Source organism: Mesorhizobium sp. M0207, from assembly GCF_040321995.1.
Classification (GTDB): domain Bacteria; phylum Pseudomonadota; class Alphaproteobacteria; order Rhizobiales; family Rhizobiaceae; genus Mesorhizobium.
The window spans coordinates 199,772-222,251 of sequence record NZ_JAMYSQ010000006.1; the positions used below are offsets into that span (position 1 = coordinate 199,772).

The following is a 22,480-nucleotide window of genomic DNA, read 5'->3' on the forward strand; positions in this document are numbered from 1 at the left end:
CGGGGAATCGCCTTGCCATGACGGACATTTCTGGGGACCTGGTTTTTCGCCGCGGCAAGGAAGTCGGCAAGGCCGTCTACCAGAACCGCCCGCTGTCGAAAGCCGGCATCTCCGAGCGCCTGTTCGCCTTCCTGTTCTCCGGCCTCGTCTATCCGCAGATCTGGGAAGACCCCGAAATCGACATGGACGCGATGCAGCTCGGGACGGGCCACCGCATCGTCACCATTGCCTCCGGCGGCTGTAACATCCTTGCCTATCTCACCCGCTCGCCGGAAAGGATCGATGCCGTCGACCTCAACGCTGCCCATATCGCGCTGAACCGCATGAAGCTCGAAGCCGTCCGTCACCTGCCGTCGCAGGGCGACCTGTTCCGTTTCTTCGGCGCGGCTGAGACCGGGCACAATTCACAGGCCTACGATCGCTTCATCGCACCGCATCTCGACCCGGTCAGCCGCCATTATTGGGAGCGCCGCAACTGGCGCGGCCGTCGCCGCATCGCTGTCTTCGACCGCAATTTCTACCAGACCGGCCTGCTTGGCCTGTTCATCGCCATAGGCCACCGCACCGCAAAATTCTTCGGCGTCGACCCGGCCGGCATCATGGACGCTAAGAGCATCGCCGATCAGCGCCGCTTCTTTGACGAAGAGCTGGCGCCGGTCTTCGAAAAACCGCTGCTGAAATGGGCGACCTCGCGAAAAGCCTCGCTGTTCGGCCTCGGCATTCCGCCGGCCCAGTACGATTCGCTGATCACCTCGGGTGACGGCACCATGGCCAGCGTGCTGAAGGCACGACTGGAAAAGCTCGCCTGCGATTTTCCGCTGAAGACCAATTATTTCGCCTGGCAGGCTTTCGCCCGCCGCTACCCTGATCCGGGCGAGGCCGCCCTGCCCGCCTATCTCGAAAAGCGCAACTACAAGACGATCCGCAACAATGTCGATCGCGTTGCCATCCACCACGCCAATCTGATCGAGTTCCTTGCCGGCAAGGATGCCGGCTCGGTGGATCGCTTCGTGCTGCTCGATGCACAGGACTGGATGACCGACCACCAGCTCAATGGTTTGTGGGCCGAGATCACCCGAACCGCCTCCACCGGCGCCCGCGTCATCTTCCGTACCGCCGCGGAACCCAGCCTGCTGCCCGGCCGCGTCTCGAATTCGCTGCTCGACCAGTGGCGCTACGAGAACGACGCCTCGCGCGAGTTTTCGGCGCGCGACCGCTCGGCCATCTATGGTGGCTTCCATCTCTATGTGAAGCGGTCCGCATGAGCACGACCGAATTGCCGGCCAGCCATGCCCAGCTGATGGACGGCGTCTACCGCTGGCAGCGTCATATCTACGACCTGACCCGCAAATACTATCTGCTCGGCCGCGACCGGCTTATCGCCGGACTGGATGTGCCGGCCGGCGGCACCGTGCTCGAGCTCGGCTGCGGCACCGGCCGCAACATCATCCTCGCCGCCCGCCGCTATCCCGGCGCGCGCCTCTTCGGCCTCGATATTTCGGCCGAGATGCTGGAGACGGCGACTGCCGCCCTCGCGCGCGAAGGCCTCTCCGGCCGCGTCACGCTGGCGCGCGGCGATGCCACGAATTTCGACGCGAAAGCGCTGTTCGGCGTCGAAAGTTTCGACCGCGTCTTTGTCTCATATTCGCTGTCGATGATCCCCGGCTGGGAAAAGACGGTATCCGCGGCTCTTGCTGCTCTGTCACCGGGCGGCTCGCTGCATGTCGTCGATTTTGGCCAGCAGGAAGCCTTGCCCAGCTGGTTCCGCAAGCTGTTGCGCGGCTGGCTGAAAAAATTCCATGTCGAGCCGCGTGAAGTCCTGCGCGACGTCCTGGAATCGGAATCTGCGAGAGTTGGTGCAAGCCTTCGATTCAGAACACTTTATCGCGGCTACAGCTGGCTCGCCGTGATCAAGATCGCCATCTAACATCAATTTTGGCGTGGAAGGTTTTGGGGCTCCAATCCTAAATGGGGGCCGTGGCTGAAATCAGCTAATTTGGCTAAATCACACATTGCCATGTGACCCAAGGAGTGGTACATTATCTCCTCGCCGGAAGCATGGGATGATCATCGGATTTAGAGATGGATGGCTGCGGGCTTTCTTCGTGGACGACACCCATTCCCGCAATATTCCGCCCGATCTCGAAAGCCGCTTGTTCCGCAAGCTCCAGATGATTGACGACGCGGCGATCGATCAGGATTTGCGTGTGCCGCCCAGCAACCATTTCGAGAAGTTGCGCGGCAATCTCGAAGGCTTCCATTCGATCCGTGTCAACAAACAATGGCGGCTCGTCTTCCGCTGGGACGGGGGCCGGGGCGAGGCGTCGGACATCTATCTCGACGACCACAGTTATATATAAGTGAGGTGAGACATGTTGATGACCGCACGCAAGCCAGCAACGGTTGGCGAAATTCTTACGGAAGAATTCATGCAACCACTCGGCCTGACACAGGCGGCTTTGGCCGAAGCTATGAGCGTCCAGCGCAAGCATGTGAACGAATTGTGCAACGGCCGCCGCAACGTGACGGCGGCTACCGCGCTCATTCTGGCGCGGGTGTTTGGCAACAGCCCGGATTTCTGGTTGAACGTCCAGCGCCGTAACGATCTTTGGACGGTTATGAACTCACCCGACGAGCGGGCGCGTGTTGATCGCGCCAAGCCTTTGGCGACAGCCGCATAGACAAGACTGCGACCGCCGCATTCCTCAGTGCAGCGCCTTGACCAGCCCCGCTACCATCGCCTGCGGCCGATAGCCGAGCCTGGCCGGCGTCAGCCCGAGCCGCACCACAACCAGCTGCTCCGAGGGGATGATGGCAACCGTTTGCCCATCATGCCCCTCCATCCAATAGGTGTCCTTGGGCAGGCCGGCGGTAGTGCCGGCGCCGGGGTTTTCTTCGTCGCCCGGTCCTTCTATCCATAATTGCCCCTTGCCGTAGACTTTCGAGGCAGTTGCCGGTTCCCGCATCCAGTCGACGAAGCCGGCGGGCAGCATCTCCTTGCCGTTCCAGACGCCGCCCTGCAGCAGGAACTGGCCGAAGCGCGCCCAGTCGCGTGCCGTGGCGTAGAGGTAGGACGAGCCGACGAAGGTGCCGTGCTCGTCGGCCTCCAGCACTGCACTCTGCATGCCGAGCGGATAGAACAGCGCGGTCCTAGGCCACGCCAGTGCCTTGTCCTTGTCGCCGATCGCGTCCTGCCACAATCGGGACAGCATCACCGCCGTGCCGCTCGAATAGGAAAACACCTTGCCGACCTCGCCGGTCAGCGGCTTGGATCCGGCAAAGCCCGCCATGTCCGGTTCGAGATAGAGCATGCGCGTTACGTCGGCGACGTCGCCGTAATCCTCGTTGAATTCCAGCCCGCTCGACATCGCCATCATATCGGCGAGGCTGATCACGGCGCGGCCATCTCCCTTCCAGGGACCGAACAGACCCTGGTTGGTCATCGCCAGCTTGCCCTCCTTCACCAGCGTGCCGACGATCGCCGCATTCACCGTCTTGGTCATTGACCAGCCCAATAGCGGCGTCTTTTCGGAAAAGCCGTCGCCATAGCGCTCAGCGACGATGCGGCCGTTCTTGACCACCACCACCGCCCGCATGCCGGCGCCGGTCATGGCTGGATCGTCGAGGACTTTCGCGACCTCGGGATCCTGCGAGGCATCGGCCTTGTCGCCCTCCGGCCAGATCAGATCGGGCAGCGGCGCCGGCGTCGGTGCAGCTCCGGCGACAGCCTTGGCGGCGGCAATATCGCCGTCGGGAACCGAGGCGCAGCCGAGCCCGTCGCGGGCGACCGCGACACTTTTGCCGAGCGCGCCGAACAGGCCCGCCGAAACCGTTCCCTTCTCCTTGTCCACCGACACTCTCATCAGCTTCAGCAGCGGATGACCCGGCGCCTGCACATCGACGGCGAGCACGTCGTTGGCGTCTCGCCCGGCGATGAAGACGTTCGAGCAGACGATCTTGGCGGCATAGCCGGAACCGACGCGGATCAGTTCCGGCGGCGCGAAATACAGCCAGCCGGCGAGTATCGCAGCGGCCAGCACAGCCAGGCCGAGCAGCCATTTGACGAACTTCAGGAGGATCTGCATTTTTTCGAATTCCCCTGAGCGCGATCTATGTCATCGATTTGCCGCCATTGTTTCGGCAAAATCGCGGCTCTTGTCGAGCGCCGTCAACCGAATATCAACCATGATCGGCGATCACAGGTGCATGTCGCCCAGAAGTGCGCAGCGGTTTTGGGACAACGACATGCATAGACAAAAGAGCTAAGCGCGTCGAAGCGACGCGCTTGGGACAGACCGGGCGATCCTGTGGGGTGACCGTCCGGCGGGGCTTGAATGCATGCGTCCCAAAACTGCGTAACGGTTTGGGAATGCATGAAACGAAGATCCAGGTGCGTCGCGTAAGTCGGTTTCAGACACGCTGCGCCCGGTCGAGGGGCACCCGCGGAAAGACCCATCAGCGGCCGGCTGAAACCGGCTCGGGAAGTAGCGATGCGCCGTTTCGCGGTTCTCATCACGCTGACGCTGCTTGGTGCCTGCTCGACGGTTGAGGATCTGACGCCATCGCTGTCGTCGTCCAGCGCCTCGATGGTTGCGGTACGCGCGCCGCGTTTTGCCGATTCCGACCCGCATGAATGGGACAGCGGCGCACCGTGGAGCTATGCCGTCCACGGCACCGACGTTTCCAAATACCAGACCTCGATCGACTGGCCGGCCGCCAGGGCCAGCGGCATTTCCTTCGCCTTCATCAAGGCAACCGAGGGCGGAGACCGGTTCGATGAAGCTTTCAGCGAGCATTGGAGCCGCACCAAGGCCTCGGGCATTCCCCGCGCCGCCTATCACTTCTTCTACTTTTGCACGCCGGCCGCTACCCAGGCGCGCTGGTTCATCCAGAACGTGCCCAAAGACAGCTCGGCGATGCCGCCGGTTCTCGACATGGAATGGAACCCGAAATCGCCGACCTGTAAGCTGCGGCCCGATCCGGCCACGGTACGCAGCGAGATGAGCACGTTCCTCGAAATCGTCGAAAAATACTACGGCAAGAAGCCAATCATCTACACGTCTGTCGATTTCTTCGAAGATAACGGTTTATCGGGCTTCCGCAATTACCCCTACTGGCTGCGCTCCGTCGCCGGGCACCCGCGCCAGAAATACGGCAGCCATCCCTTCACCTTCTGGCAGTATACCGGAACGGGTGTCGTGCCGGGCATGGCCGGAAACGCCGACATCAGCGTCTTCAACGGCTCCGAAGCCGCGTGGAAGAAGTGGTTGCGGCAGAACACCCGTTGACACCAGGCCTGCCGCCTGCTTTTCGACACAGCCAACGACGAATGCCTGCAACCGCCGGTAATCTTCTTGGAAGGATAGCGATGCGATTGCGCTTTGGACTTCTCGCGGCGCTGCTCCTGACCGCCGTGCCGGCCGCGGCACAGCAATGCGGCGGGGATTTCGAGTCATGGAAGCACGGCGTGGCGGCGGAGGCCAGGGCGGCCGGCGTCGGCGCTGCCGGCCTTGATGCGCTGGAAAACGCCACCCTCGATGAGAAGGCGTTGGCACGCGACCGCGCCCAGGGCGTCTTCACCCAGACCTTCATCGAATTCTCGAACCGCATGATCTCGTCCCATCGGCTGAAGCAAGGTGCGGCCAATCTGCAAAAATATGCCGAGGTCTTTGTCCGCGCCGATCGCGAATACGGCGTGCAGGCGCCGGTCATCGCCGCCTTCTGGGCCCTGGAGACCGATTTTGGCGCCGTGCAGGGCGATTTTCATACGCTGAACGCGCTGGTGAGCCTCTCGCATGACTGCCGCCGTCCGCAGCTGTTCCGGCCGCAGATCGTGCCGCTGCTGATGTTGATCGATCGCGGCGTGGTGCCGGCCGACGTGACCGGTGCCTGGGCCGGCGAGATCGGCCAGACGCAGATGTTGCCTTCCGACTATCTCGGCCACGGCGTCGACGGCGACGGCGACGGCCTGGTCGACCTGCGCGGCAGCGCGCCGGACGTGATCATGAGCACGGCCAGCAAGATCCAGTCGCGCGGCTGGAAGCGCGACCAGCCCTGGATCGAGGAAGTCCGTGTGCCTGACGATTTGCCGTGGGAGCAGACGGGACGCACCAACAAGCTGCCGTTGACGCAATGGAGCCAGTGGGGCGTTACCAGGCCCGACGGTACGCCGCTTCTCGACAACGGCCTGAAGGCCGGCCTGGCGCTGCCCATGGGTCGCAAGGGGCCAGCCTTCCTGACCTACGACAATTTCGACGTCTATCTCGAGTGGAACCAGTCCTTCACCTATGCCCTGACCGCGGCAAATCTTGCCGCCCGACTGGGGGGCGCGCCGCGATTCGATCCGCGCAACCCCGAACCCGGCCTCGACGCCGACCAGATGAAGGCGCTACAGACCAAGCTCGAAGCGAAAGGCTATGACGTGGGCACCGTCGACGGCATCCTGGGCACCAACACCCGCGAAGCCATCCGTAAGGAGCAGATGCGTCTGGGCCTGCCGGTCGACGGCTGGCCGACTCCGGAGCTGCTGGCCAGGCTGTGAAGGAGGTGAATGGTGAATGGTGAATGGTGAATGGTGAAAAGAATAGCACCGGAGCCGCATTGAGCACCAGAGCTACCACCATTCACTATTCACTATTCACTATTCACTATTCACTATTCACTATTCACTATTCACTATTCACTATTCACCATTCCACCATTAACTAATCCGCCATCGTCTCCAGGCTGGCGAACCCCTGCGGTGCATCGCCTTCGTCGAACGGCGTCGCCACCTCGACGAAGGTGTCGGGATAGAAGCCGTTGAACCGTGTTCTGAGCGACAGCGAATAGGCCCCGATATGGCCGATCTCGATCCAGTCGCCGGTATCGACTGTTTCGGGCAGCCAGAACGGCCGCGACAATATGTCGACGGAATCGCAGGTCGCGCCACAGACCTTGAACGGCACGATGGTCTTGTCCTCGCCATTGCGCGAGCGGATCGCCGGATCGGGGATGAAGCGTGCCGGCAGCGTGATCTTGCCGGTCCATGAATCCGACAGCGATGCCCAGATGCCGTCATTGATGTAGAGCCTTTTGCCCTTGCGCAGCAGCACGCGCACGATCAGCGACAGGCAGCGCGCCACGATCACCCGGCCGGGCTCAGCCACCAGCGGCAACTGGTCGAACTGGTACTCCTGGAGGTCACCCGACAGCCGCGACATGATCTGGCCGAGCGACGGCATTTCCGGCTTGCGGCTGTTCGGATCGTGACCGTATTCGGCGGGAAAGCCGCCGCCGACATCGAGCCCGGCAATGTCGAAGCCGACGCGGTTGCGCACCCAGTCGGCGGAGGCCAGCGCCCGCTCATAGGTGTCGGGATCCTCGATCTGGCTGCCGACATGAAAGCACAGCCCGACCTTGTAGCCCGTCCGGTTCAGCCGTTCGGCGAGTTCGACCGCATTGGCCGGTCCGGCACCGAACTTCTTCGACAGTTCGTAGGCTGCCGAGCCTTTCGTCTGGATGCGCACGAACACGGTAATCGCGCCTGGATCGATGTCGAGCGCCCGCACCACCCTGGTCAGCTTGGTGATCTCGTCCTCATGGTCGAGCGAAATGACGCGGACGGCGTATTTTTCCAGCGCCAGCCTGATGTCCGACTGCGCCTTTACGGGGTGCATGTAGAGCATCTCGGCGTCCGGCGAGACGGCGCGCACGGCGGCGAATTCGCCGGGCGAGGCCACATCGAAGGCACTGACGCCGGCCTCGACCAGGGCGTTGAGCACGATCCGCTCGCCATTGGTCTTGACCGCATAGGCGGTCTTGCCGGGAAACATGCCCATGAACTGTTTGGCATCCGCCTTCAGCACCTGCGGGCGGAAGCAATAGATCGGATCGTCCGGGCGAAGCGCCAGCGCTGCCTCGCGGGCATTTTCGAATCGCTGCATGGACGAATCCCTTGACTGAGGCTGCGCACAATTAATCCAAGCTAGCGGCTAATGAAAACAATTCTATGTCTCGCCGCCCTAGCTTCGCGGCGCTACGCCGGTGCTGCACGCCGGTTATGAGCGAGCTAGGCCATCGCTCAGGTTTCGGGTGGCCCTTGCGGCCGGATCGGGTATGGCGTGAACAGACGCCTGAAGAGCAAGGCATCTCGTCTGGGAGGACGACCAATGGCGATAGCTGCCACCACCACGATGCGCGGTCCGATGGTGCTCAAGGACTGGGCGCAGCTTCTGCTGCTCGGCGCCATCTGGGGCGGCTCGTTCTTCTTTGCCCGTATTGCGGTAGCGGAACTTCCGCCGCTGGTGCTGGTGCTGTTCCGCGTCACCATAGCTGCGATCGCGTTGCAGCTCTATCTTGCGGTCCGTGGCCCGTCGTTTCGTCTCGCCTTGCCGCATGCCGGCCTGTTCTTCCTGCTGGCGCTCGCCAACAACGTCATCCCTTTCTCGCTGATCTTTGCCGGCCAGACCGAGCTTGGCGCCGGTGTCGCCTCGGTGCTCAATTCGACGACGCCGTTCTGGACGCTGATCCTCGCCAACGCCCTGACCAGCGACGAAAAGCTGTCGTGGAACAAGCTTGCCGGCATCGCCCTCGGTATCGCGGGAACGGCGGTGATGATCGGCCCCGGCCTCGTCGCCGGGCTCGGCGGTCCGGTCTGGGCGAAATTCGCGCTCATCGGAGCATCGCTATCCTATGCGGTTGCGCTGATGATCGCCCGCCGCTTCAAGGGTGTGCCGTCACCGGTCATTGCCACCGGCCAATTGACCTGCTCGACCATCATTATGATCCCGGTCGTTCTGTTCACCTATGATGCCGCCAATCTGTTTTCGGCCTCGCCGCCGGTGTGGGCGGCGGTGCTGGCACTGGCGCTGCTGTCGACGGCCTTCGCCTACATCCTCTATTTCAATCTCGTCGCCTCGGCCGGCGCCACCAACGCCTCGCTGGTCACGCTGATCGTGCCGGCCAGTGCCATCCTGCTCGGTTTCCTGTTCCTGGGCGAGCGGCTCGAACTGTTCGAACTCGGCGGCATGGCGCTGATCGCCCTCGGCCTCGTCACCATCGACGGTCGCCTGTTCGGGCGGCGTTAGAGATGGCGCAGCGAAGTTGTCGCTCCCGATCGTGCGCTATATGGGCGTGATCGCGGGAACAGATGAACCCTGCCATTCCAGACGCCAGATACCGCCTTGCCTGAGATTCTGAACGAGATCGGGATGAAAGGCGGCAAGGCAGGTCCCGCCGACATGTCTCGCGGAAGGATAGACAAAGCCGCTCGCGGCGTCTTGCTTGCGGAGTTGCTTCGCCAGCGCCTGACCGGCAGGATAGGCTAAGACAGTATCCGGATCGAGCACCGGGTCCTTGCTGAACTCAGCACCGCGCAGATCGTGAAACGAGCCTATGAAGTCGGCAACGAGCTCCGCGTAGTCGGTGACGTTTTCAAACCGTTCGATTGCGGCAAGCTCGCGCGTCAGATGAAAAGAGACCTCGCCGAGTGCAGTTTCCGCATCGAACCCACAGTACCAGACGCCCCTGGCATCATCGTTGAAACGATTGCCGCCCGGACGGGTGTAAGCGAACGCCGCATTGATGAAGGTGTAGCCCGGCCTCCCGAAAACCAGTTCGCGCGGATCGAGGTCGGGCAATCCCCCTTGCTGCGCCTGAAGACGGCCGCTGGTGGCTCCTTCGAGCTCAGCAAGGTCCTCCAAATCTCCATGATTCCTGGCCAACGGCATCAGGACCGGTTCCTTGAGCCTGCCTGTCGAAATGAGCCGGATCGTGTCGCGCTGGGAAATGTCAGCGCGCGGCGGGATCTGCATTCAAAGTCCACCGCGCAAAGCGTCGATATGTTGGCGAACCTGCAGCAGCTTCGGAATGCCGCCCTCGATCATTACGTCCAGGGGGCGCCGGCCACCATAAAGAGGTCCTTTGTTCGGCAACCGCACCCATTCATCGGCAAGCGCTTCGGAGAACAGAAGCCGCAGTCCCTTGAAGATGCCGATCAGGGCGCTGATGCGTGTCAGCGAATCCTGGGAGAGAGCGCCCTCCCACTGGCCTTTCTTCATGCGGAACCAGGTTCTCTCCGACACGTCGCCGATTAAGGTACAGATCTCGGTGCTGGTCAGATGCCAGATGTCTGCGAGCCTGACGATGCCGGCAACAGCCGCTGGCGTGAGCCGTGCCCGTGCCGAGGCATCCGCCAGATTTGCCGGCAAAGCCTGATTTGCAGGATCGCGAACCGCATAACCGACACTCATTCCGGCCTCCATCACTTGGCAGACAATATACTGCCAATTGGCAGAAAATTCAAGTCCTGGCTATCTCACAACGCTGCCGGTTGCCCACCGCATTCGTATAGCGTGCAGCACCCGGTTGGACATGCAAAGGGCGCTCCGACGCTCCGAATCTTCAGTCGTTCCGAAAATCGATTCCGATTTCCGCCGCGGTAGCGCTGCCATTCTCGCTGCTGCCACGGCTTTGCCATAAATTATTCACAGGTCCCGGGCCGGCTTTTGACAAAGAGTTTCAATGCCTAACGGCAAACGGCAGGTCGCAAATTCCACAATCTCGTCGCATTGCAGCAAAGTTTCTGCTTGCCTGTGGCACAAATGACCCTAGACTCTCGCCATAGCTCTTTAAGAGGAGGCTATGACATGGGACTGACGAGGCCGATCAACGCATTGATGATTTGTGCTGCGTTTGCATTCATCGGCGCCCTCATTATGGGCGTCCTTCCATAAGGCCGCTGAGCGGGGGAAGACCAGCACCGAATACTCCAAACCATTTGAAAAGGCCGGGCATTTTGCCCGGCCTTTTGCATTCCCCCGATCTTTGACATTTCAAAAAGGAGCTTGCCGCCTTACGCCGCGGCTGATCCCGCCGCCTCGACTTCGTGCGACCTGATGCCGATCATGTGGCAGATGGCGAAGACCAGATCGGCTCGGTTCATCGTGTAGAAGTGGAAATCGCCGACGCCGCGCTCGACAAGGTCCAGCACCTGCTCGGCGGCCACGGCAGATGCCACCAGCGCATGCGTTTGCGGATCGTTCTGCAGCCCATCGAAACGCTCGGCCAGCCATGCTGGCACCAAGGCGCCGCACCGCGCCGAGAAGTTGGCGACTTGGGTGAAATTGTGCACCGGCAATATGCCCGGCACGATGGGTATGTAGATGCCGGCCCGCCGTGCCCGCTCGACATAGCGCTCATAGAGATCGTTGTCGAAGAAGAACTGGGTGATCGCCCGCGTCGCTCCGTTGTCGGCCTTGCGCTTCAGCATGTCGAAATCGGTGGCGAAATCCGGACTCTCCGGATGTTTTTCCGGATAGGCCGAGACCGATATGTCGAAATCGCCGGCGCCCTTCAGCGCATCAACCAGTTCGGCGCCATTGGCATAGCCCTCCGGATGCGGCCGGTAGGCCGCGCCGACGCCCTCGGCCGGATCGCCGCGCAGGGCGACGAACCGCTTGACGCCCATATCGGCGAACTCCCGGATCACCGAATCGACCTCGTGACGCGCCGCATCGACACAGGTCATGTGCGCCGCCGGCGTCAGCGTCGTTTCATTGAGGATGCGCTTGACGGTGCGGGCCGTCCGCTCGCGGGTCGAACCACCGGCGCCATAGGTGACCGAGACGAATTTCGGCTTAAGCGGCTCAAGCCGGGTGACCGTGTCCCACAGCCTTGCTTCCATCTCATCGTTTTTCGGCGGAAAGAACTCGAACGAAACCCTGACCTTGTCGCCGATGTCGGGGCGGCGGGAGAAGCGGAACTGGTTCATCAGGCGGTTTCCCCTATCGGATACGCATTGGCCGGTTGTCTGTCGTTGGAAGGCTCGGCAATCAGCATGCGCCGATCGCGGCCGAGCCAGAGTTTGACGGTGAGCTTGGCCTCGTTGCCGCCGCGCGGCTCGAATTCCTGGCTGTCCTCGAGGTCGAGGCCGGCCTCGGAAAACCAGTCGCCAATCTGCCGGTCGGAAAAGCCGAGACGCATATGCGCGTGCTCGTCGCGTAAAAACTCCAGCGTGTGCGGCGCGAAATCGACGATCACCAGCCGGCCGGCCGGGCGTAGCAGACGCGCTGCCTCGCGGATGGCGCGGGCGGGATCGTCGAGATAGTGCAGCACCTGATGGATGGTAACGAGATCGAAGGCGTCGCGTTCGACCGGCGGCGCGAAAATGTCGCCCTGGCGCACCTGCGCATTCGAAACGCCGGCCTTGTCGAGATTGGCGCGCGCCACCGTCAGCATCTCGCGCGACATGTCGATGCCGACACCGCGCCGATAGAGCGGCGAAAAGATCTCGAGCAGCCGTCCGGTGCCGGTGCCGAGATCGAGCATCGACTGGAACGGCCGCTTGCCGACGAGCTTGATGAGGGCCGCTTCGACGGCGCGATCCGGCACGTGCAGCGAGCGGATATGGTCCCAGCTTGCGGCGTTTACCGAGAAATATTCGGCAGCCCGGTCCTGCCGCTTGCGCTTGACCGCGGCCAGCCGTTCGAGATCACGCTCGACCTGCGGATCGGCGCCGCGGATGCCGGAGACCAGCCTAAGCACGAAATCGCGCGACGCATCGGAATCCGATAGCCGGAAGAACGCCCACGAGCCCTCCTGGTAGCGGCCGATCAGCCCGGCCTCCAGCAGCAATTTCAAATGGCGCGAGACGCGCGGCTGCGACTGGCCGAGGATCTCGGTGAGATCGGACACGGTCAGATCGCCGCGCGACAGCAGCGCCAATATGCGCAGCCGGCTGGATTCCGCCGCCGCCTTCAATGTATCTACCATCGTGTCGAGAGCGACATGCATGCGAGCATTCTCTTTGAAAAGATATAAACATATGTTTATGTCGGTTTGGATAGGCTTGCAAGCGCTATGTCGCTTCCGGACAAGAAAATGACGCATGCGTTGGCGGATCGCGCAAAAACGGACGCATGATCGGGGCGAGAACCATGTTCGAGACGCGCAGCGGCGAAAAGCTCCTGGAAACCGACCCGGCAACGATGCCGCCGGATGGCCATGTCGTCTTCATCGGCCGCATCGCTTCGCCTTGGATCACGCGGGAGGCTTGCCCCAAAAACATGAAGGCCGCGCGGGAGACGGAACAGCCGGCGGTTCTCACGATCGATCCGCTCTATCGGGACGGCCTGCTTGGGCTGGAACGCGCCAGCCATGTGATCGTCCTGTCCTGGCTGCACCATGCACCGAGGCGACTGATTGTCCAGAAACCCCGCCATGCCACAGAGCCGAAAGGCGTCTTTTCGCTGCGCTCCCCTGCCCGGCCAAACCCAATTGGGCTGCATGTCGCCAGGCTGGTCGCCGTCGACATCGACACCGGCCGCGTCGATCTCGATGCCATCGACGTGCTCGACGGCACGCCGGTCATCGACATCAAGCCTTATTTCGCCTCGACCGATGCCTTTGCCGATGCGACCATCGCCGGGCGGGACGAGCCAGGGCCGGTGGAGTGATGAGCGCGCCGACCGGCCGCCGCCGCGCCATCGCCAAGGCACTGACAGCGCTGCTGCCGCTGGCGCCCTATGCCGACATGGAAAAGATCCGTGCCGATGCCGGCGCCGTGCACATGAAGACCTTGCCGCCGAGCATTGCCGTGTGGCTGGCGACAATAGCCCACATTCGCCATATGCACACCGACTACGAAAAGCTGCTGGCCGAAGGCTATGACCGCGATTCCGCGCGCTTCTTCGTCATCGAACAGACCAACAATGTGCTCACCCGCTGGCGCGCCACCCGTCTGCTCGACGATGGGGATGAGGCGTAGAGCGATGGCAGGCACACGCGTCGAGTTCTGCGCTCCTCACTGCTGTGATTAGCGAAATCGAGAGGTGACGGCCAATCTCCCCCCTCGTGGGGGAGATGTCCGACAGGAGAAAGGGGGGCGCTGTCCCGCCAACCTCACGTCGGCAGCATCGGAACTTTCAAAGCCTGAAATAAAAAACCCGCCTCGCGGGCGGGTCGTTGGAGCCCAATTGGCACCATACCCAAATTAATAGCATAGCTGCCGGCACAAAGCAAGAACAAAATACGCCGTGACTAGAGGTCGCGTTCTGGACTAGGCCCGGTAAATCCACTGCTCGGGCACGCGCACCGAAATCTCCTCGCCGGCCGCGATCGTGCCGGGCTTCTCGACCCAGGCGACGAGCCCGCGCAACCGCTTCGCCGCCTTCGGGAACAGCAGCGCGCCGGCCTCATGGTCGGCCATACCGGCATTCTCGGCGACCGACCTGCCCGCGATCCGGCAAGGCCCGTTCTGCGCGTCGACTTTGACGGTCGCGCCGCCTTTGAAGAACAGCAGCGTGCCGGACGGCAGCATGGAGAGGCGCGGCAGGCCATCGATCAGGAGATTGGCGCCGATCCATTCCGGCTTGATCTCGGCGATGCCCATCCGTTCGGCGACGATTGCCAGTTCGTCCGCAGCCACGATCGACAATTGCCGTTCGTTGCGCATCTCAGTGTCGCGCGGATACCAGGGTTCCCGCCCGCCGGAGCGCCGCGTCGTGCCGGCATGGAAATCGCCGTCGATGCCGTCGAAACCGAGTTGCAGCGTATCCACCGCTCGTGTCTCAAAACGATCGAATGATGCGAGATAGAGCGCCGCCACCCTGGCGGCGAGTTTTCGCGACGGGACGATCTCGACCGGAGTTTCGGCTTCGGGAAACATATCCGGCATTGGTTTCATTCCTAGCTGCCGGATGCAGTTAGCCGAAGTCGATTCATAGGGTCCAGTCGAAAGCGTTGATGCTCCAATCAAGACGGCTGATACGGGTCGGCACCACCAGCGTCATGGTTGAACCAGCCTCATGCAAAAGCGTGCCGCATTGCTGCCGCGCTGCATCGGTTGATAATATCGATCAGGTCAAGCCCGCGGAGGTTCATCATGCATCCCGCATCGGCAATCGCACAGCTCTGGCTGCTCTGGGTGGTTTCATGGGCCGCGGCAGCCTTCTGGGCCGACCGGGCCGAAAAACGCGCCGGCTTCGGGGTGGAGCTTCCATCCCGCGCCGTCATGGTGCTCGGCACAATCCTGCTCTTCATCCCGGCGCACGGTTATGCCGGCCCGCTGAGGCTTTGGACGCCGAACCTTGCCGAAGCGTGGATCTGCGTCGCGCTGATTGCCGCCGGCCTGGCATTTGCCTGGTGGGCGCGGCTGCATCTTGGCCGCCTGTGGTCGGCCACGGTCACCGCCAAGGCCGCGCATCGCGTCGTCGACACCGGCCCTTACCGGCTGGTCCGCCACCCGATCTATACCGGCCTGCTTCTGGCGATCCTCGCCACCATGGCGGCGAAAGGCACTGTCTGGGGCGTTGCCGGCGCCATCCTCATCACCGTCGGCATCGTCATGAAGGCAAGGCTGGAGGAGCGTTTTCTGCGCGGCGAACTGGGTAGCGCTTACGACGACTATGCCAGGCGCGTTCCGATGCTGGTGCCGTTCGCGCCGAGCTAATGCATGTCGCCCAAAAGCATGCCCTCGGGCTTGAACCGAGGGTGTGCAGCGGTTTTGGGACAACGACATGCGTAAAACAAAAATCTAAAGCATGCGCAATAGCGCGCCGCCGATCGAGTAGCCGGCGCCGAAGGCGCAGAGCAGGCCGTAGTCGCCGGCCTTCATGTCGGCATGATTCTCCGACAGGGCGATGATGGCGCCGGCGGCGGCGGTGTTGCCGAGGCGCTCCAGCACCATCGGCGCGCGGTCGTGGTCGACGTCATGGCCGAACGACAGTTTCAGGATCATGGCGTTCATCCGCGCATTGGCCTGATGCAGCCAGAAGCGCCGGATCGCTTGCGGCGTCAGCCCGTGCTCGGCCAGGAATTCGACGATGAACTTGTGGCCGGCGACGGTGACTTCCTTGAACACCTTGTTGCCGATCTGCTTGATCAGATTGCCTTCCAGATCGATCATGTACGGATCGTCCTGGGTGGCGCGGGTATAGTAACCGAGATTGGTGCGGATGCTGTTCGACATCTGCGTCCAGGCGCGCGTATCGAGCACCTCAAAGCGGCCCGGCCGCTTCTCGCCCTGGGCGAGCCCTTCGACGACCATCGACACGGAAGCGTCGCCGAAGATGAAATGCGTCTGCCGGTCGCGAAAATTGAGGTGCCCGGTGATGATCTCCGGCGTCGTCACCAGCACGCGTTTATGCGCCCCTGCCCGCACCAGATTGACCGCGATGTGCAACGCCGCCGCTGCCGAAGAGCAGCCAAGCCCCATATCGAAGCCGGCTCCTTTCGTGCCCAGCGCCTGCTGCATTTCGATGGCGATCGCCGGATAGGGCCGCTGATGGTGCGAGGCCGAGCAGATCACCAGGTCGATGTCGCCAGGCGTCAGCCCGGCATGATCGAGCGCCTTGCGGGCCGAAGCGATGCCGAACTCGGCCTCCAGCGACAGCGCATCGTCGGGCCGCGCCGGGAAGCGCGGCGCCATGCGGGTCGGATCGAGGATGCCTTCCCGTTCGATGACATGGCGGGTCTGGACGCCCGAGGCATGGACGATGAAGGCACTGTCCGATTTCTGTACCAGCGGCTCGCCCGACACCTCGCGGCGGACGTTTTCCATATCCACCCAGCTGTTGAAGCTGGCGACGAGTTCCTCATTGGTGATCAAGGCTTCGGGGATTTCAACGCCGATGCCGCTGATGATGACGCGATGCATTTCCAGTTCGTCCCGTGCGCAGGCGTTGCGGCTTCATGTCGACGCCGCAGAAAGCTCGGCGCAACCTCTTTTGCACCTAGCCAGTTTATGCCGGCTTAAATCAAGTCCCTGGGACGGGTCTTTACCAGGCGCAGAGCTTGGTATTGGTCTGCGGGTTGTTCCAGCAGGCACCGTCATCGCGGCTGCGCACGAATTGCCCGGGCAGCGGCACGTTGCGGCGGCCGAGATTGACATAGCCATAGGCAAAACCCGGTCCGTCGATTTCCAGGACGTAGGTCGGATAACCCGGCGCCGAGATGCGAAAGCTGCCGGCATCGTCCAGCGCCCGATAGCTGCACGAGAAATAGCCGTCGTCGCTGGTGAAGCAGCGCGCTCGCTTGGCCTCCGCCGATAGAGACAAGGCAAGCACAGCGGCCGCACAAATGCTGCCGCCGAAACCCATCTTTTTCAGTGTCATCATCCACCCCCATGGCCCATAAAGGGCCGTGCCCCAGCGAGATGCGCATGACGGCGAAAGCCGGTCAAGCATCCGCTGCTGGCTGTTTTTGGGTGTAGCTAAGAGTTTCTAAGCGGAACGCCGCGCCACGATGAAGAGACGGGGAAAGCGCAGCAACACCTTGCCGCTTGCCGTTTTCGGATAGGCTTCGCTGATCCCGGCCGCGTAGCGCTTCAGGAAAAGCTGCCGCTCGTTTTCGTCGAGCGGATCGAGGAACGGCTTCAGCCCCGTCGATTTCACCCACTCGACGATCGCCTCGGCATCGGCCAGCGGATGGTTGTAGATCGTGTGCCAGATATCGAGCCGATCCGAGAATGGCGACAAAAGGTCGTAATAGAACGCGACCGGCGGCAGCGGCGCGCGGGCCGCGCGCTCGAGCTTTTCGGCAAACGGCATCTCGGCCGCGGTCTCCCGCATCAGCCGGTGCGAAGGTTCGGCCATATTGTCCGGCATCTGCACGGCAAGGGCGCCGCCGGGCGCCAAAAATCCCATCAACCGCTGGAAGACCGCCGGATGCTCCGGCAGCCATTGAAACACCGCATTGGCAAAGATCACGTCGACCGGTTCGTTCGGCTGCCACGCCGCCGCATCCGCCAAGGCAAAGCTGACGCCGGGCAGGCGCGCCCTGGCCTTCTCGATCATGTCGGGCGAGGTATCGAAGCCGCTGATCTGCGCCCGCGGCCAGCGCTCGACCAGCAATTCGGTCGAATTGCCCGGCCCGCAGCCGATGTCGACCACCCGGCGCGGTTCCGGCACCGGCACCTGCGCGACGAGATCGCGCGCCGGCCGGGTGCGCTCATCCTCGAATTTCAGGTAGAGGGCGGCGGACCAGTCGGGTCTCACCTTCGCGACTGTATTCATCGATAGACCTCGCGACGGTCGCCTACTTGAACCACCCAAATCGCGACAGCGCTATCATCGATCCTTGTCAGAACTCGGAATGAGCCCACACGATATTTCCAGAGACCTGCCAGTGGTCCTGTTAGCGCTTCGCCAAGTTCGCGTGGATTATCGCGCGAGGCGAGCCTGTTTTCCAGGAAGTCCACAATCCGACGCTGATCGGACCTTTGCAATCTGGAGATATCCTTCAGTGCACGCTTCTCGACACGAATTGTCCACACGATCAACCGTCACTGCGGTCGCTTGCGTCCAATCCCAGTCGTTCCTTAGCTTCGGCCAGAGAAAGCCATTCACCTTCACCATCGTTAAGGCGCTCGAGGGCGATTAGTCCGTCTTCCAGATCCTGAATTTGCTCGACAATGGCCTCAACGACTACGTCATGTTTTGTCCGGCCAGTTTTCCTTGCGACGATCTCGAGGCGTTTTTCCAGCGCGGTAGGAAGCTCGACATTAAGCATGTTTATCTCCTTCCGGTAATTCTACGAGCAGCCTGGGGCGCTTGCAACCAATCCGTTGTTACCGCGTCAGCCGCTTATACGTCATCCTGTGCGGATTGACCGCCTCAGGCCCAAGCCGGCGGATCTTGTCCTGCTCGTAGTCCTCGAAATTGCCTTCGAACCATTCGACATGGCTGTCGCCTTCGAAGGCGAGGATGTGCGTCGCCAGGCGATCGAGGAACATGCGATCGTGCGAGATGATGACGGCGCAGCCGGCGAAGCTCTCGAGCGCGTCTTCGAGTGCGGCCAGCGTTTCGGTATCGAGATCGTTGGTCGGTTCGTCGAGCAGCAGCACATTGCCGCCGGTCTTCAGCATCTTGGCCAGATGCACGCGGTTGCGCTGGCCGCCGGACAGGTTGCCGACCTTCTGCTGCTGGTCGCCGCCGCGGAAATTGAACGACGCGCAATAGGCGCGGGTGTTGGCTTCGAACTTGCCGAGCTTGACCACTTCGGCGCCGCCCGAGATCTCTTCCCAGACCGTCTTGGTCGGGTCGAGCGCGTCGCGGCTCTGGTCGACATAACCGAGCTTGACCGTCTCGCCGACGCGAATGGTGCCGGCATCGGGCTTTTCCTGGCCGGTGATCATGCGGAACAGCGTCGTCTTGCCGGCGCCGTTCGGGCCGATGACGCCGACGATGCCGCCCGGCGGCAGCTTGAATTCGAGATCGTCGATCAAAAGCGTGTCGCCAAAGCCCTTCGACAGGCCCTCGACCTCGATCACCACATTGCCGAGCCGCTCGCCATGCGGAATGACGATCTGCGTGTCGCTCGGACGCCGCTTGTCGGCTGCATCCAGCAGATCCTGGAACGCCTGGATACGGGCTTTCGACTTGGTTTGCCGGGCTTTCGGGCTGGACTGGATCCACTCGCGCTCGCGGCCGATCGCCCGCTGGCGCGCATCGTCCTCGCGGCCTTCCTGCTTGAGCCGCTTGGCCTTGGCTTCGAGATATTTGGTGTAGTTGCCTTCGTAGGGGATACCGCGGCCGCGATCGAGCTCGAGGATCCAGCCGGTGACATTGTCGAGGAAGTAGCGATCGTGGGTGATGATCATCACCGCGCCCGGATAGGCCCGCAGATGCTTTTCCAGCCACGCCGTCGTCTCGGCGTCGAGATGGTTGGTCGGCTCGTCGAGCAGCAGAAGGTCGGGCTGGCGCAGCAAGAGCTGGCAAAGCGCGACGCGACGGCGTTCGCCGCCCGACAGCTTGGTGACATCGGCCTCCTTGGGCGGGCAGCCGAGTGCCTCCATCGCCATCTCGACCTGCTGTTCGAGATCCCAGAGGTTGAGCCGGTCCATCTCGTCCTGCAGCTTGGCCGACTCGTCCGCCGTCTCGTCGGAATAGTTCATCATCAATTCGTTGTAGCGCTCGATGATGGCGGTCTTGGCGGTGACGCCTTCCATGACGTTTTCGAACACGTTCTTGTTCGGATCGAGCGCCGGCTCCTGCGCCAGGTAACCGACGGTAGCACCCTCGGCCAGCCAGGCCTCGCCGCTCCACTCCTTGTCGATGCCGGCCATGATCTTGAGGATCGTCGACTTGCCGGCGCCGTTGGGGCCGAGGATGCCGATCTTGGCGTCCGGGTAGAAGGACAGATGGATGTTCTCGAGCACCTTCTTGGTGCCGTAGGCCTTGTTGAGGCCGGCCATGTGATAGATGAACTGGCGTGCCACGCGCGCTTTCCCTGAAAAGTCGACTGATGTCGGATTGGATGGAAGTTGGGGGCTATGTAAGCGATGCAGCCGCGAACGGCAAACAGTTTTGGCCCTAAAGCAATTCCAGGAAAAACCGTGAAACGGTTTTCCGTCCGGAATTGCGTCAAAACAAAAAAGATGGAGCGGTTCAGCGGTTCCGTGAAACGATGACCCGCTCCAGGCGGATTTGGTCGCAGCCGCAAACGCTTAGCCGCTTCATTTCGTGCCGGCGCCCAGGCGAAAGCTCCGGTTAATCATTCCGCGTCAAACAATGTTGGATTGGAAATCGCTGGCAGCCGCGATTTCGGGGAGAGAGATCGGGCCGTGTTGAACAGTTTCCTGCTTTTTGCCGAAGCGGTTCTCTATTTCGGCATCATGGTCACGCTTTTCCGGTTCAGGGGCCGCATCGGCCTCGGCGTCTTTGTTTGCGCCCTTGGCGTCATGCATTTCCTGGAAACCTATCTCGCCAGCGTCTTCTACGTCGCGCTGCCGTTCGGCATGGTATCGCCGGGTTCGGCCGTGCTGTTTTCCGGCAAGCTGGTGATGCTTCTCCTGCTCTACATCAAGGAGGACGCGGCAACTGTCCGGCAGCCGATTTACGGCCTGCTGCTCGGCAATGCCCTGATGGTCGGGCTCGTGCTGATCCTGCGCCTGCACGACATCGCACCGCTGCCCGACGGCAAGCTTCCCGACATCGGCTTCATCGATGAGATGGGCTGGCTGATGGTGTGGGGCACGACGCTGCTGTTCGTCGATGCCATCCTGATCATTCTGCTCTATGAAAAGCTCGGCAAATACCTGCGCAAGGCGCTTTTCACCCGCATCCTGGTCTCCGTCGCCTGCGTGCTCACCTTCGACCAGGCAGGCTTTTTCACGGCGCTGCATTTCGTCACCGGTGCGACGGTCGCGGTGTTCTTCGGCGGCTGGTTCGCCAAGATGGCAGCGGCCCTGGTCTACAGCACCATGCTGGTCGCCTATATCAGGTGGTTCGAGGCGCGGCAGGTGCCGGCGCCGCGCGGGCTTTCCGACATTTTCGACACGCTGACCTATCGCGAGCGCTATGAGGCGCTGGTCGAGCATGTTGGTCGCGACGGCCTCACCGGCCTCCTGCACAGGGGGCGCTTCGACAGCGATGGCGAGGCCGCCGTTGCCGCCAGCCTGCGGACCGCCAGGCCGCTCAGCCTGCTGATCATCGATGTCGACCACTTCAAATCGATCAACGACCGCTTCGGCCACGCCGAGGGAGACAAGGTGCTGAAAGCCCTGGCGATTTTGCTTGGCGAACTTGTCGGGACCGAAGATCAATTGTTCAGGATCGGCGGTGAGGAATTCGCCATCCTCGGCTGGCGTCCGCAGCCGCTTGCCAGGCTGCTGGGTGAAACCGTCAGGCAAGCGGTCAAGACGTCCGCGAGCACCAGCCGGTTCGACATTACCGTCAGCGCCGGCATCTCGACGGTCAGCGAGACGACCCGTTGCCTTGCCGATCTCTTTGCGCTGGCCGACCAGCGTCTCTACAAGGCCAAATCCACGGGACGCGATCGCGTTGTCGGGGAACCGGGCGGCAACGAAGCAGACGCCCGCAACACATGGACCAGGCCGGAGCGCAGCGCCGGGGCGTAACGCTGCCCAGGCCTGCGATTGGCTCAATCAGGATTGTTTGCGCCGCTGCCATCCGCCGATCGCAACCGAAACCGCCATCAGCGCGATCGCCAGCCATTTCAACGCGGTAATAATCGGGCCGGCTTCGATATCGTAGGCAATGAACAGAAGAATGCCCGGTACCAGCAGGCCGCAGAGCACGAGCGTGATCCGATTGATCTGCCATGACACTTTTGCCGCAAGCGCCTGGTCGCCGGGCACGGCGACAAGCGCGGCCCGCATTGCCTTCGGCGCCACGAGCGTGGTCGAAAGACGCAGCGAAATCGGCAGGCCGATGCCGATGATCAGGAAGGCGCATGCCGCCAGGAGCAGCGAAAACTTGAGCGCACTGGTTTCGGCCGGTACCGGGAACAGCAGCGCCGCCAGCGGCAGGAAGACACAGAACATCCCGAGCGCGGCGATGGCGATGAAGATCGCCGCGTTGACCAGCGTAAACAATTGGTAGGTGCCGCCGCCGACGGGTTTGGCGAGCGTGGTCATGCGAGCCCACTCCACTTCGGTGTAGGAAAAGCCCGGCCACTCCATATGGCCGTCGCGGATCGCCGTCATGCCCTTGGCCCAAAACGCCAGCCGCGCCAGCGCGCCGCCCGTCATGCCACTCAT

The 22,480-nt window shown here is 62.3% G+C and carries 25 protein-coding genes; 11 read left to right on the forward strand and 14 right to left on the reverse strand.

Annotated elements, in window-relative coordinates; genetic code table 11:
• Positions 1 to 17: 17 nt before the first annotated feature.
• From NKJ15_RS12105 to NKJ15_RS12120, 4 genes are all read left to right on the forward strand, one after another.
• Positions 18 to 1,265, forward strand: a complete 1,248-nt coding sequence (locus tag NKJ15_RS12105) for a BtaA family protein (RefSeq protein ID WP_352681816.1) — start codon at positions 18 to 20, stop codon at positions 1,263 to 1,265.
• A complete protein-coding gene (locus NKJ15_RS12110; protein ID WP_352815459.1) occupies positions 1,262 to 1,927 on the forward strand; it encodes a class I SAM-dependent methyltransferase in 666 nt (221 codons plus the stop codon). The genes NKJ15_RS12105 and NKJ15_RS12110 overlap by 4 nt, the downstream gene beginning before the upstream one ends.
• Positions 1,928 to 2,063: 136 nt before the next feature.
• A complete protein-coding gene (locus tag NKJ15_RS12115; RefSeq protein WP_352471542.1) occupies positions 2,064 to 2,360 on the forward strand; it encodes a type II toxin-antitoxin system RelE/ParE family toxin in 297 nt (98 codons plus the stop codon).
• A 12-nt stretch (positions 2,361 to 2,372) separates the two neighbouring features.
• A complete protein-coding gene (locus NKJ15_RS12120; RefSeq protein ID WP_352453138.1) occupies positions 2,373 to 2,681 on the forward strand; it encodes a HigA family addiction module antitoxin in 309 nt (102 codons plus the stop codon).
• Between the two features lie 24 nt (positions 2,682 to 2,705).
• Here the strand turns inward: NKJ15_RS12120 and NKJ15_RS12125 are convergent, their stop codons facing one another.
• Positions 2,706 to 4,085, reverse strand: coding sequence for a serine hydrolase domain-containing protein (locus tag NKJ15_RS12125; RefSeq protein ID WP_352815462.1), 1,380 nt, complete (start codon positions 4,083 to 4,085; stop codon positions 2,706 to 2,708).
• A gap of 405 nt (positions 4,086 to 4,490) precedes the next feature.
• Between NKJ15_RS12125 and NKJ15_RS12130 the strand changes: the two genes are divergently transcribed.
• Entirely contained in the window at positions 4,491 to 5,288 is a 798-nt protein-coding gene (locus NKJ15_RS12130) for a glycoside hydrolase family 25 protein (protein ID WP_502896455.1), read from the forward strand.
• Positions 5,289 to 5,368: 80 nt separating this feature from the next.
• Positions 5,369 to 6,541, forward strand: coding sequence for a lytic murein transglycosylase (locus NKJ15_RS12135; RefSeq protein ID WP_352501074.1), 1,173 nt, complete (start codon positions 5,369 to 5,371; stop codon positions 6,539 to 6,541).
• Between the two features lie 163 nt (positions 6,542 to 6,704).
• Here NKJ15_RS12135 and NKJ15_RS12140 read toward each other — a convergent pair whose 3' ends face one another.
• Positions 6,705 to 7,925, reverse strand: coding sequence for an alanine racemase (locus tag NKJ15_RS12140; RefSeq protein ID WP_352815464.1), 1,221 nt, complete (start codon positions 7,923 to 7,925; stop codon positions 6,705 to 6,707).
• A gap of 225 nt (positions 7,926 to 8,150) precedes the next feature.
• Between NKJ15_RS12140 and NKJ15_RS12145 the strand changes: the two genes are divergently transcribed.
• Positions 8,151 to 9,068, forward strand: coding sequence for a DMT family transporter (locus NKJ15_RS12145; protein ID WP_352501075.1), 918 nt, complete (start codon positions 8,151 to 8,153; stop codon positions 9,066 to 9,068).
• Between the two features lie 36 nt (positions 9,069 to 9,104).
• On the opposite strand, the gene NKJ15_RS12150 is transcribed toward NKJ15_RS12145, so the two are convergent.
• The 4 genes from NKJ15_RS12150 to NKJ15_RS12165 form a co-directional block, all read right to left on the reverse strand.
• Complete coding sequence (locus NKJ15_RS12150; RefSeq protein WP_352769070.1) at positions 9,105 to 9,794, reverse strand: RES family NAD+ phosphorylase; 690 nt, start codon at positions 9,792 to 9,794, stop codon at positions 9,105 to 9,107.
• Entirely contained in the window at positions 9,795 to 10,244 is a 450-nt protein-coding gene (locus tag NKJ15_RS12155) for an antitoxin Xre/MbcA/ParS toxin-binding domain-containing protein (RefSeq protein ID WP_352815500.1), read from the reverse strand.
• A 590-nt stretch (positions 10,245 to 10,834) separates the two neighbouring features.
• Complete coding sequence (metF, locus tag NKJ15_RS12160) at positions 10,835 to 11,752, reverse strand: methylenetetrahydrofolate reductase [NAD(P)H] (protein WP_352471534.1); 918 nt, start codon at positions 11,750 to 11,752, stop codon at positions 10,835 to 10,837.
• Positions 11,752 to 12,774 carry an ArsR/SmtB family transcription factor gene (locus NKJ15_RS12165; protein ID WP_352501078.1) on the reverse strand — a complete coding sequence of 341 codons (1,023 nt, stop codon included), beginning with the start codon at positions 12,772 to 12,774 and terminating at the stop codon, positions 11,752 to 11,754. The genes metF and NKJ15_RS12165 overlap by 1 nt, the downstream gene beginning before the upstream one ends.
• A 143-nt stretch (positions 12,775 to 12,917) precedes the next feature.
• Between NKJ15_RS12165 and tsaA the strand changes: the two genes are divergently transcribed.
• A complete protein-coding gene (gene tsaA, locus NKJ15_RS12170) occupies positions 12,918 to 13,436 on the forward strand; it encodes a tRNA (N6-threonylcarbamoyladenosine(37)-N6)-methyltransferase TrmO (protein WP_352815467.1) in 519 nt (172 codons plus the stop codon).
• Positions 13,436 to 13,747, forward strand: coding sequence for a DUF2293 domain-containing protein (locus tag NKJ15_RS12175; RefSeq protein WP_352492727.1), 312 nt, complete (start codon positions 13,436 to 13,438; stop codon positions 13,745 to 13,747). The genes tsaA and NKJ15_RS12175 overlap by 1 nt, the downstream gene beginning before the upstream one ends.
• Before the next feature lie 291 nt (positions 13,748 to 14,038).
• Here NKJ15_RS12175 and NKJ15_RS12180 read toward each other — a convergent pair whose 3' ends face one another.
• Positions 14,039 to 14,656 (reverse strand): MOSC domain-containing protein, encoded by a 618-nt coding sequence (locus NKJ15_RS12180; protein ID WP_352815470.1) that lies wholly within the window; start codon positions 14,654 to 14,656, stop codon positions 14,039 to 14,041.
• A gap of 207 nt (positions 14,657 to 14,863) precedes the next feature.
• On the opposite strand from NKJ15_RS12180, the gene NKJ15_RS12185 reads away from it, so the two are divergent.
• Positions 14,864 to 15,430 (forward strand): methyltransferase family protein, encoded by a 567-nt coding sequence (locus NKJ15_RS12185; RefSeq protein WP_352492729.1) that lies wholly within the window; start codon positions 14,864 to 14,866, stop codon positions 15,428 to 15,430.
• Positions 15,431 to 15,514: 84 nt separating this feature from the next.
• On the opposite strand, the gene NKJ15_RS12190 is transcribed toward NKJ15_RS12185, so the two are convergent.
• From NKJ15_RS12190 to ettA, 6 genes are all read right to left on the reverse strand, one after another.
• Positions 15,515 to 16,636, reverse strand: coding sequence for a beta-ketoacyl-ACP synthase III (locus NKJ15_RS12190; protein WP_352815472.1), 1,122 nt, complete (start codon positions 16,634 to 16,636; stop codon positions 15,515 to 15,517).
• A gap of 121 nt (positions 16,637 to 16,757) precedes the next feature.
• On the reverse strand, positions 16,758 to 17,093 hold the full coding sequence (locus NKJ15_RS12195; RefSeq protein WP_352471527.1) for a hypothetical protein: 336 nt from the start codon (positions 17,091 to 17,093) through the stop codon (positions 16,758 to 16,760).
• A gap of 108 nt (positions 17,094 to 17,201) precedes the next feature.
• Positions 17,202 to 17,993, reverse strand: a complete 792-nt coding sequence (gene tam / locus NKJ15_RS12200) for a trans-aconitate 2-methyltransferase (protein WP_352501083.1) — start codon at positions 17,991 to 17,993, stop codon at positions 17,202 to 17,204.
• Positions 17,990 to 18,253 (reverse strand): type II toxin-antitoxin system RelE family toxin, encoded by a 264-nt coding sequence (locus tag NKJ15_RS12205; RefSeq protein WP_352501113.1) that lies wholly within the window; start codon positions 18,251 to 18,253, stop codon positions 17,990 to 17,992. Before NKJ15_RS12205 ends, tam begins: the two co-directional genes overlap by 4 nt.
• A gap of 2 nt (positions 18,254 to 18,255) precedes the next feature.
• Positions 18,256 to 18,489 (reverse strand): type II toxin-antitoxin system RelB family antitoxin, encoded by a 234-nt coding sequence (gene relB, locus NKJ15_RS12210; protein ID WP_352471524.1) that lies wholly within the window; start codon positions 18,487 to 18,489, stop codon positions 18,256 to 18,258.
• Between the two features lie 58 nt (positions 18,490 to 18,547).
• Positions 18,548 to 20,197 (reverse strand): energy-dependent translational throttle protein EttA, encoded by a 1,650-nt coding sequence (gene ettA / locus NKJ15_RS12215; RefSeq protein WP_352501084.1) that lies wholly within the window; start codon positions 20,195 to 20,197, stop codon positions 18,548 to 18,550.
• Positions 20,198 to 20,542: 345 nt separating this feature from the next.
• Between ettA and NKJ15_RS12220 the strand changes: the two genes are divergently transcribed.
• A complete protein-coding gene (locus tag NKJ15_RS12220) occupies positions 20,543 to 21,838 on the forward strand; it encodes a GGDEF domain-containing protein (RefSeq protein ID WP_352815475.1) in 1,296 nt (431 codons plus the stop codon).
• 27 nt (positions 21,839 to 21,865) lie between these two features.
• Here the strand turns inward: NKJ15_RS12220 and NKJ15_RS12225 are convergent, their stop codons facing one another.
• On the reverse strand, positions 21,866 to 22,480 hold the full coding sequence (locus NKJ15_RS12225) for a hypothetical protein (protein WP_352471520.1): 615 nt from the start codon (positions 22,478 to 22,480) through the stop codon (positions 21,866 to 21,868).

Bases quoted from the DNA above. Each gene is read 5' to 3' on its own strand.
- NKJ15_RS12105 (WP_352681816.1), top strand. From the start codon at position 18: ATGACGGACATTTCTGGGGACCTGGTTTTTCGCCGCGGCAAGGAAGTC.
- NKJ15_RS12110 (WP_352815459.1), top strand. From the start codon at position 1,262: ATGAGCACGACCGAATTGCCGGCCAGCCATGCCCAGCTGATGGACGGC.
- NKJ15_RS12115 (WP_352471542.1), top strand. From the start codon at position 2,064: ATGATCATCGGATTTAGAGATGGATGGCTGCGGGCTTTCTTCGTGGAC.
- NKJ15_RS12120 (WP_352453138.1), top strand. From the start codon at position 2,373: ATGTTGATGACCGCACGCAAGCCAGCAACGGTTGGCGAAATTCTTACG.
- NKJ15_RS12125 (WP_352815462.1), bottom strand. From the start codon at position 4,085: ATGCAGATCCTCCTGAAGTTCGTCAAATGGCTGCTCGGCCTGGCTGTG.
- NKJ15_RS12130 (WP_502896455.1), top strand. From the start codon at position 4,491: ATGCGCCGTTTCGCGGTTCTCATCACGCTGACGCTGCTTGGTGCCTGC.
- NKJ15_RS12135 (WP_352501074.1), top strand. From the start codon at position 5,369: ATGCGATTGCGCTTTGGACTTCTCGCGGCGCTGCTCCTGACCGCCGTG.
- NKJ15_RS12140 (WP_352815464.1), bottom strand. From the start codon at position 7,925: ATGCAGCGATTCGAAAATGCCCGCGAGGCAGCGCTGGCGCTTCGCCCG.
- NKJ15_RS12145 (WP_352501075.1), top strand. From the start codon at position 8,151: ATGGCGATAGCTGCCACCACCACGATGCGCGGTCCGATGGTGCTCAAG.
- NKJ15_RS12150 (WP_352769070.1), bottom strand. From the start codon at position 9,794: ATGCAGATCCCGCCGCGCGCTGACATTTCCCAGCGCGACACGATCCGG.
- NKJ15_RS12155 (WP_352815500.1), bottom strand. From the start codon at position 10,244: ATGGAGGCCGGAATGAGTGTCGGTTATGCGGTTCGCGATCCTGCAAAT.
- metF (WP_352471534.1), bottom strand. From the start codon at position 11,752: ATGAACCAGTTCCGCTTCTCCCGCCGCCCCGACATCGGCGACAAGGTC.
- NKJ15_RS12165 (WP_352501078.1), bottom strand. From the start codon at position 12,774: ATGCATGTCGCTCTCGACACGATGGTAGATACATTGAAGGCGGCGGCG.
- tsaA (WP_352815467.1), top strand. From the start codon at position 12,918: ATGTTCGAGACGCGCAGCGGCGAAAAGCTCCTGGAAACCGACCCGGCA.
- NKJ15_RS12175 (WP_352492727.1), top strand. From the start codon at position 13,436: ATGAGCGCGCCGACCGGCCGCCGCCGCGCCATCGCCAAGGCACTGACA.
- NKJ15_RS12180 (WP_352815470.1), bottom strand. From the start codon at position 14,656: ATGCCGGATATGTTTCCCGAAGCCGAAACTCCGGTCGAGATCGTCCCG.
- NKJ15_RS12185 (WP_352492729.1), top strand. From the start codon at position 14,864: ATGCATCCCGCATCGGCAATCGCACAGCTCTGGCTGCTCTGGGTGGTT.
- NKJ15_RS12190 (WP_352815472.1), bottom strand. From the start codon at position 16,636: ATGCATCGCGTCATCATCAGCGGCATCGGCGTTGAAATCCCCGAAGCC.
- NKJ15_RS12195 (WP_352471527.1), bottom strand. From the start codon at position 17,093: ATGACACTGAAAAAGATGGGTTTCGGCGGCAGCATTTGTGCGGCCGCT.
- tam (WP_352501083.1), bottom strand. From the start codon at position 17,993: ATGAATACAGTCGCGAAGGTGAGACCCGACTGGTCCGCCGCCCTCTAC.
- relB (WP_352471524.1), bottom strand. From the start codon at position 18,489: ATGCTTAATGTCGAGCTTCCTACCGCGCTGGAAAAACGCCTCGAGATC.
- NKJ15_RS12225 (WP_352471520.1), bottom strand. From the start codon at position 22,480: ATGAGTGGCATGACGGGCGGCGCGCTGGCGCGGCTGGCGTTTTGGGCC.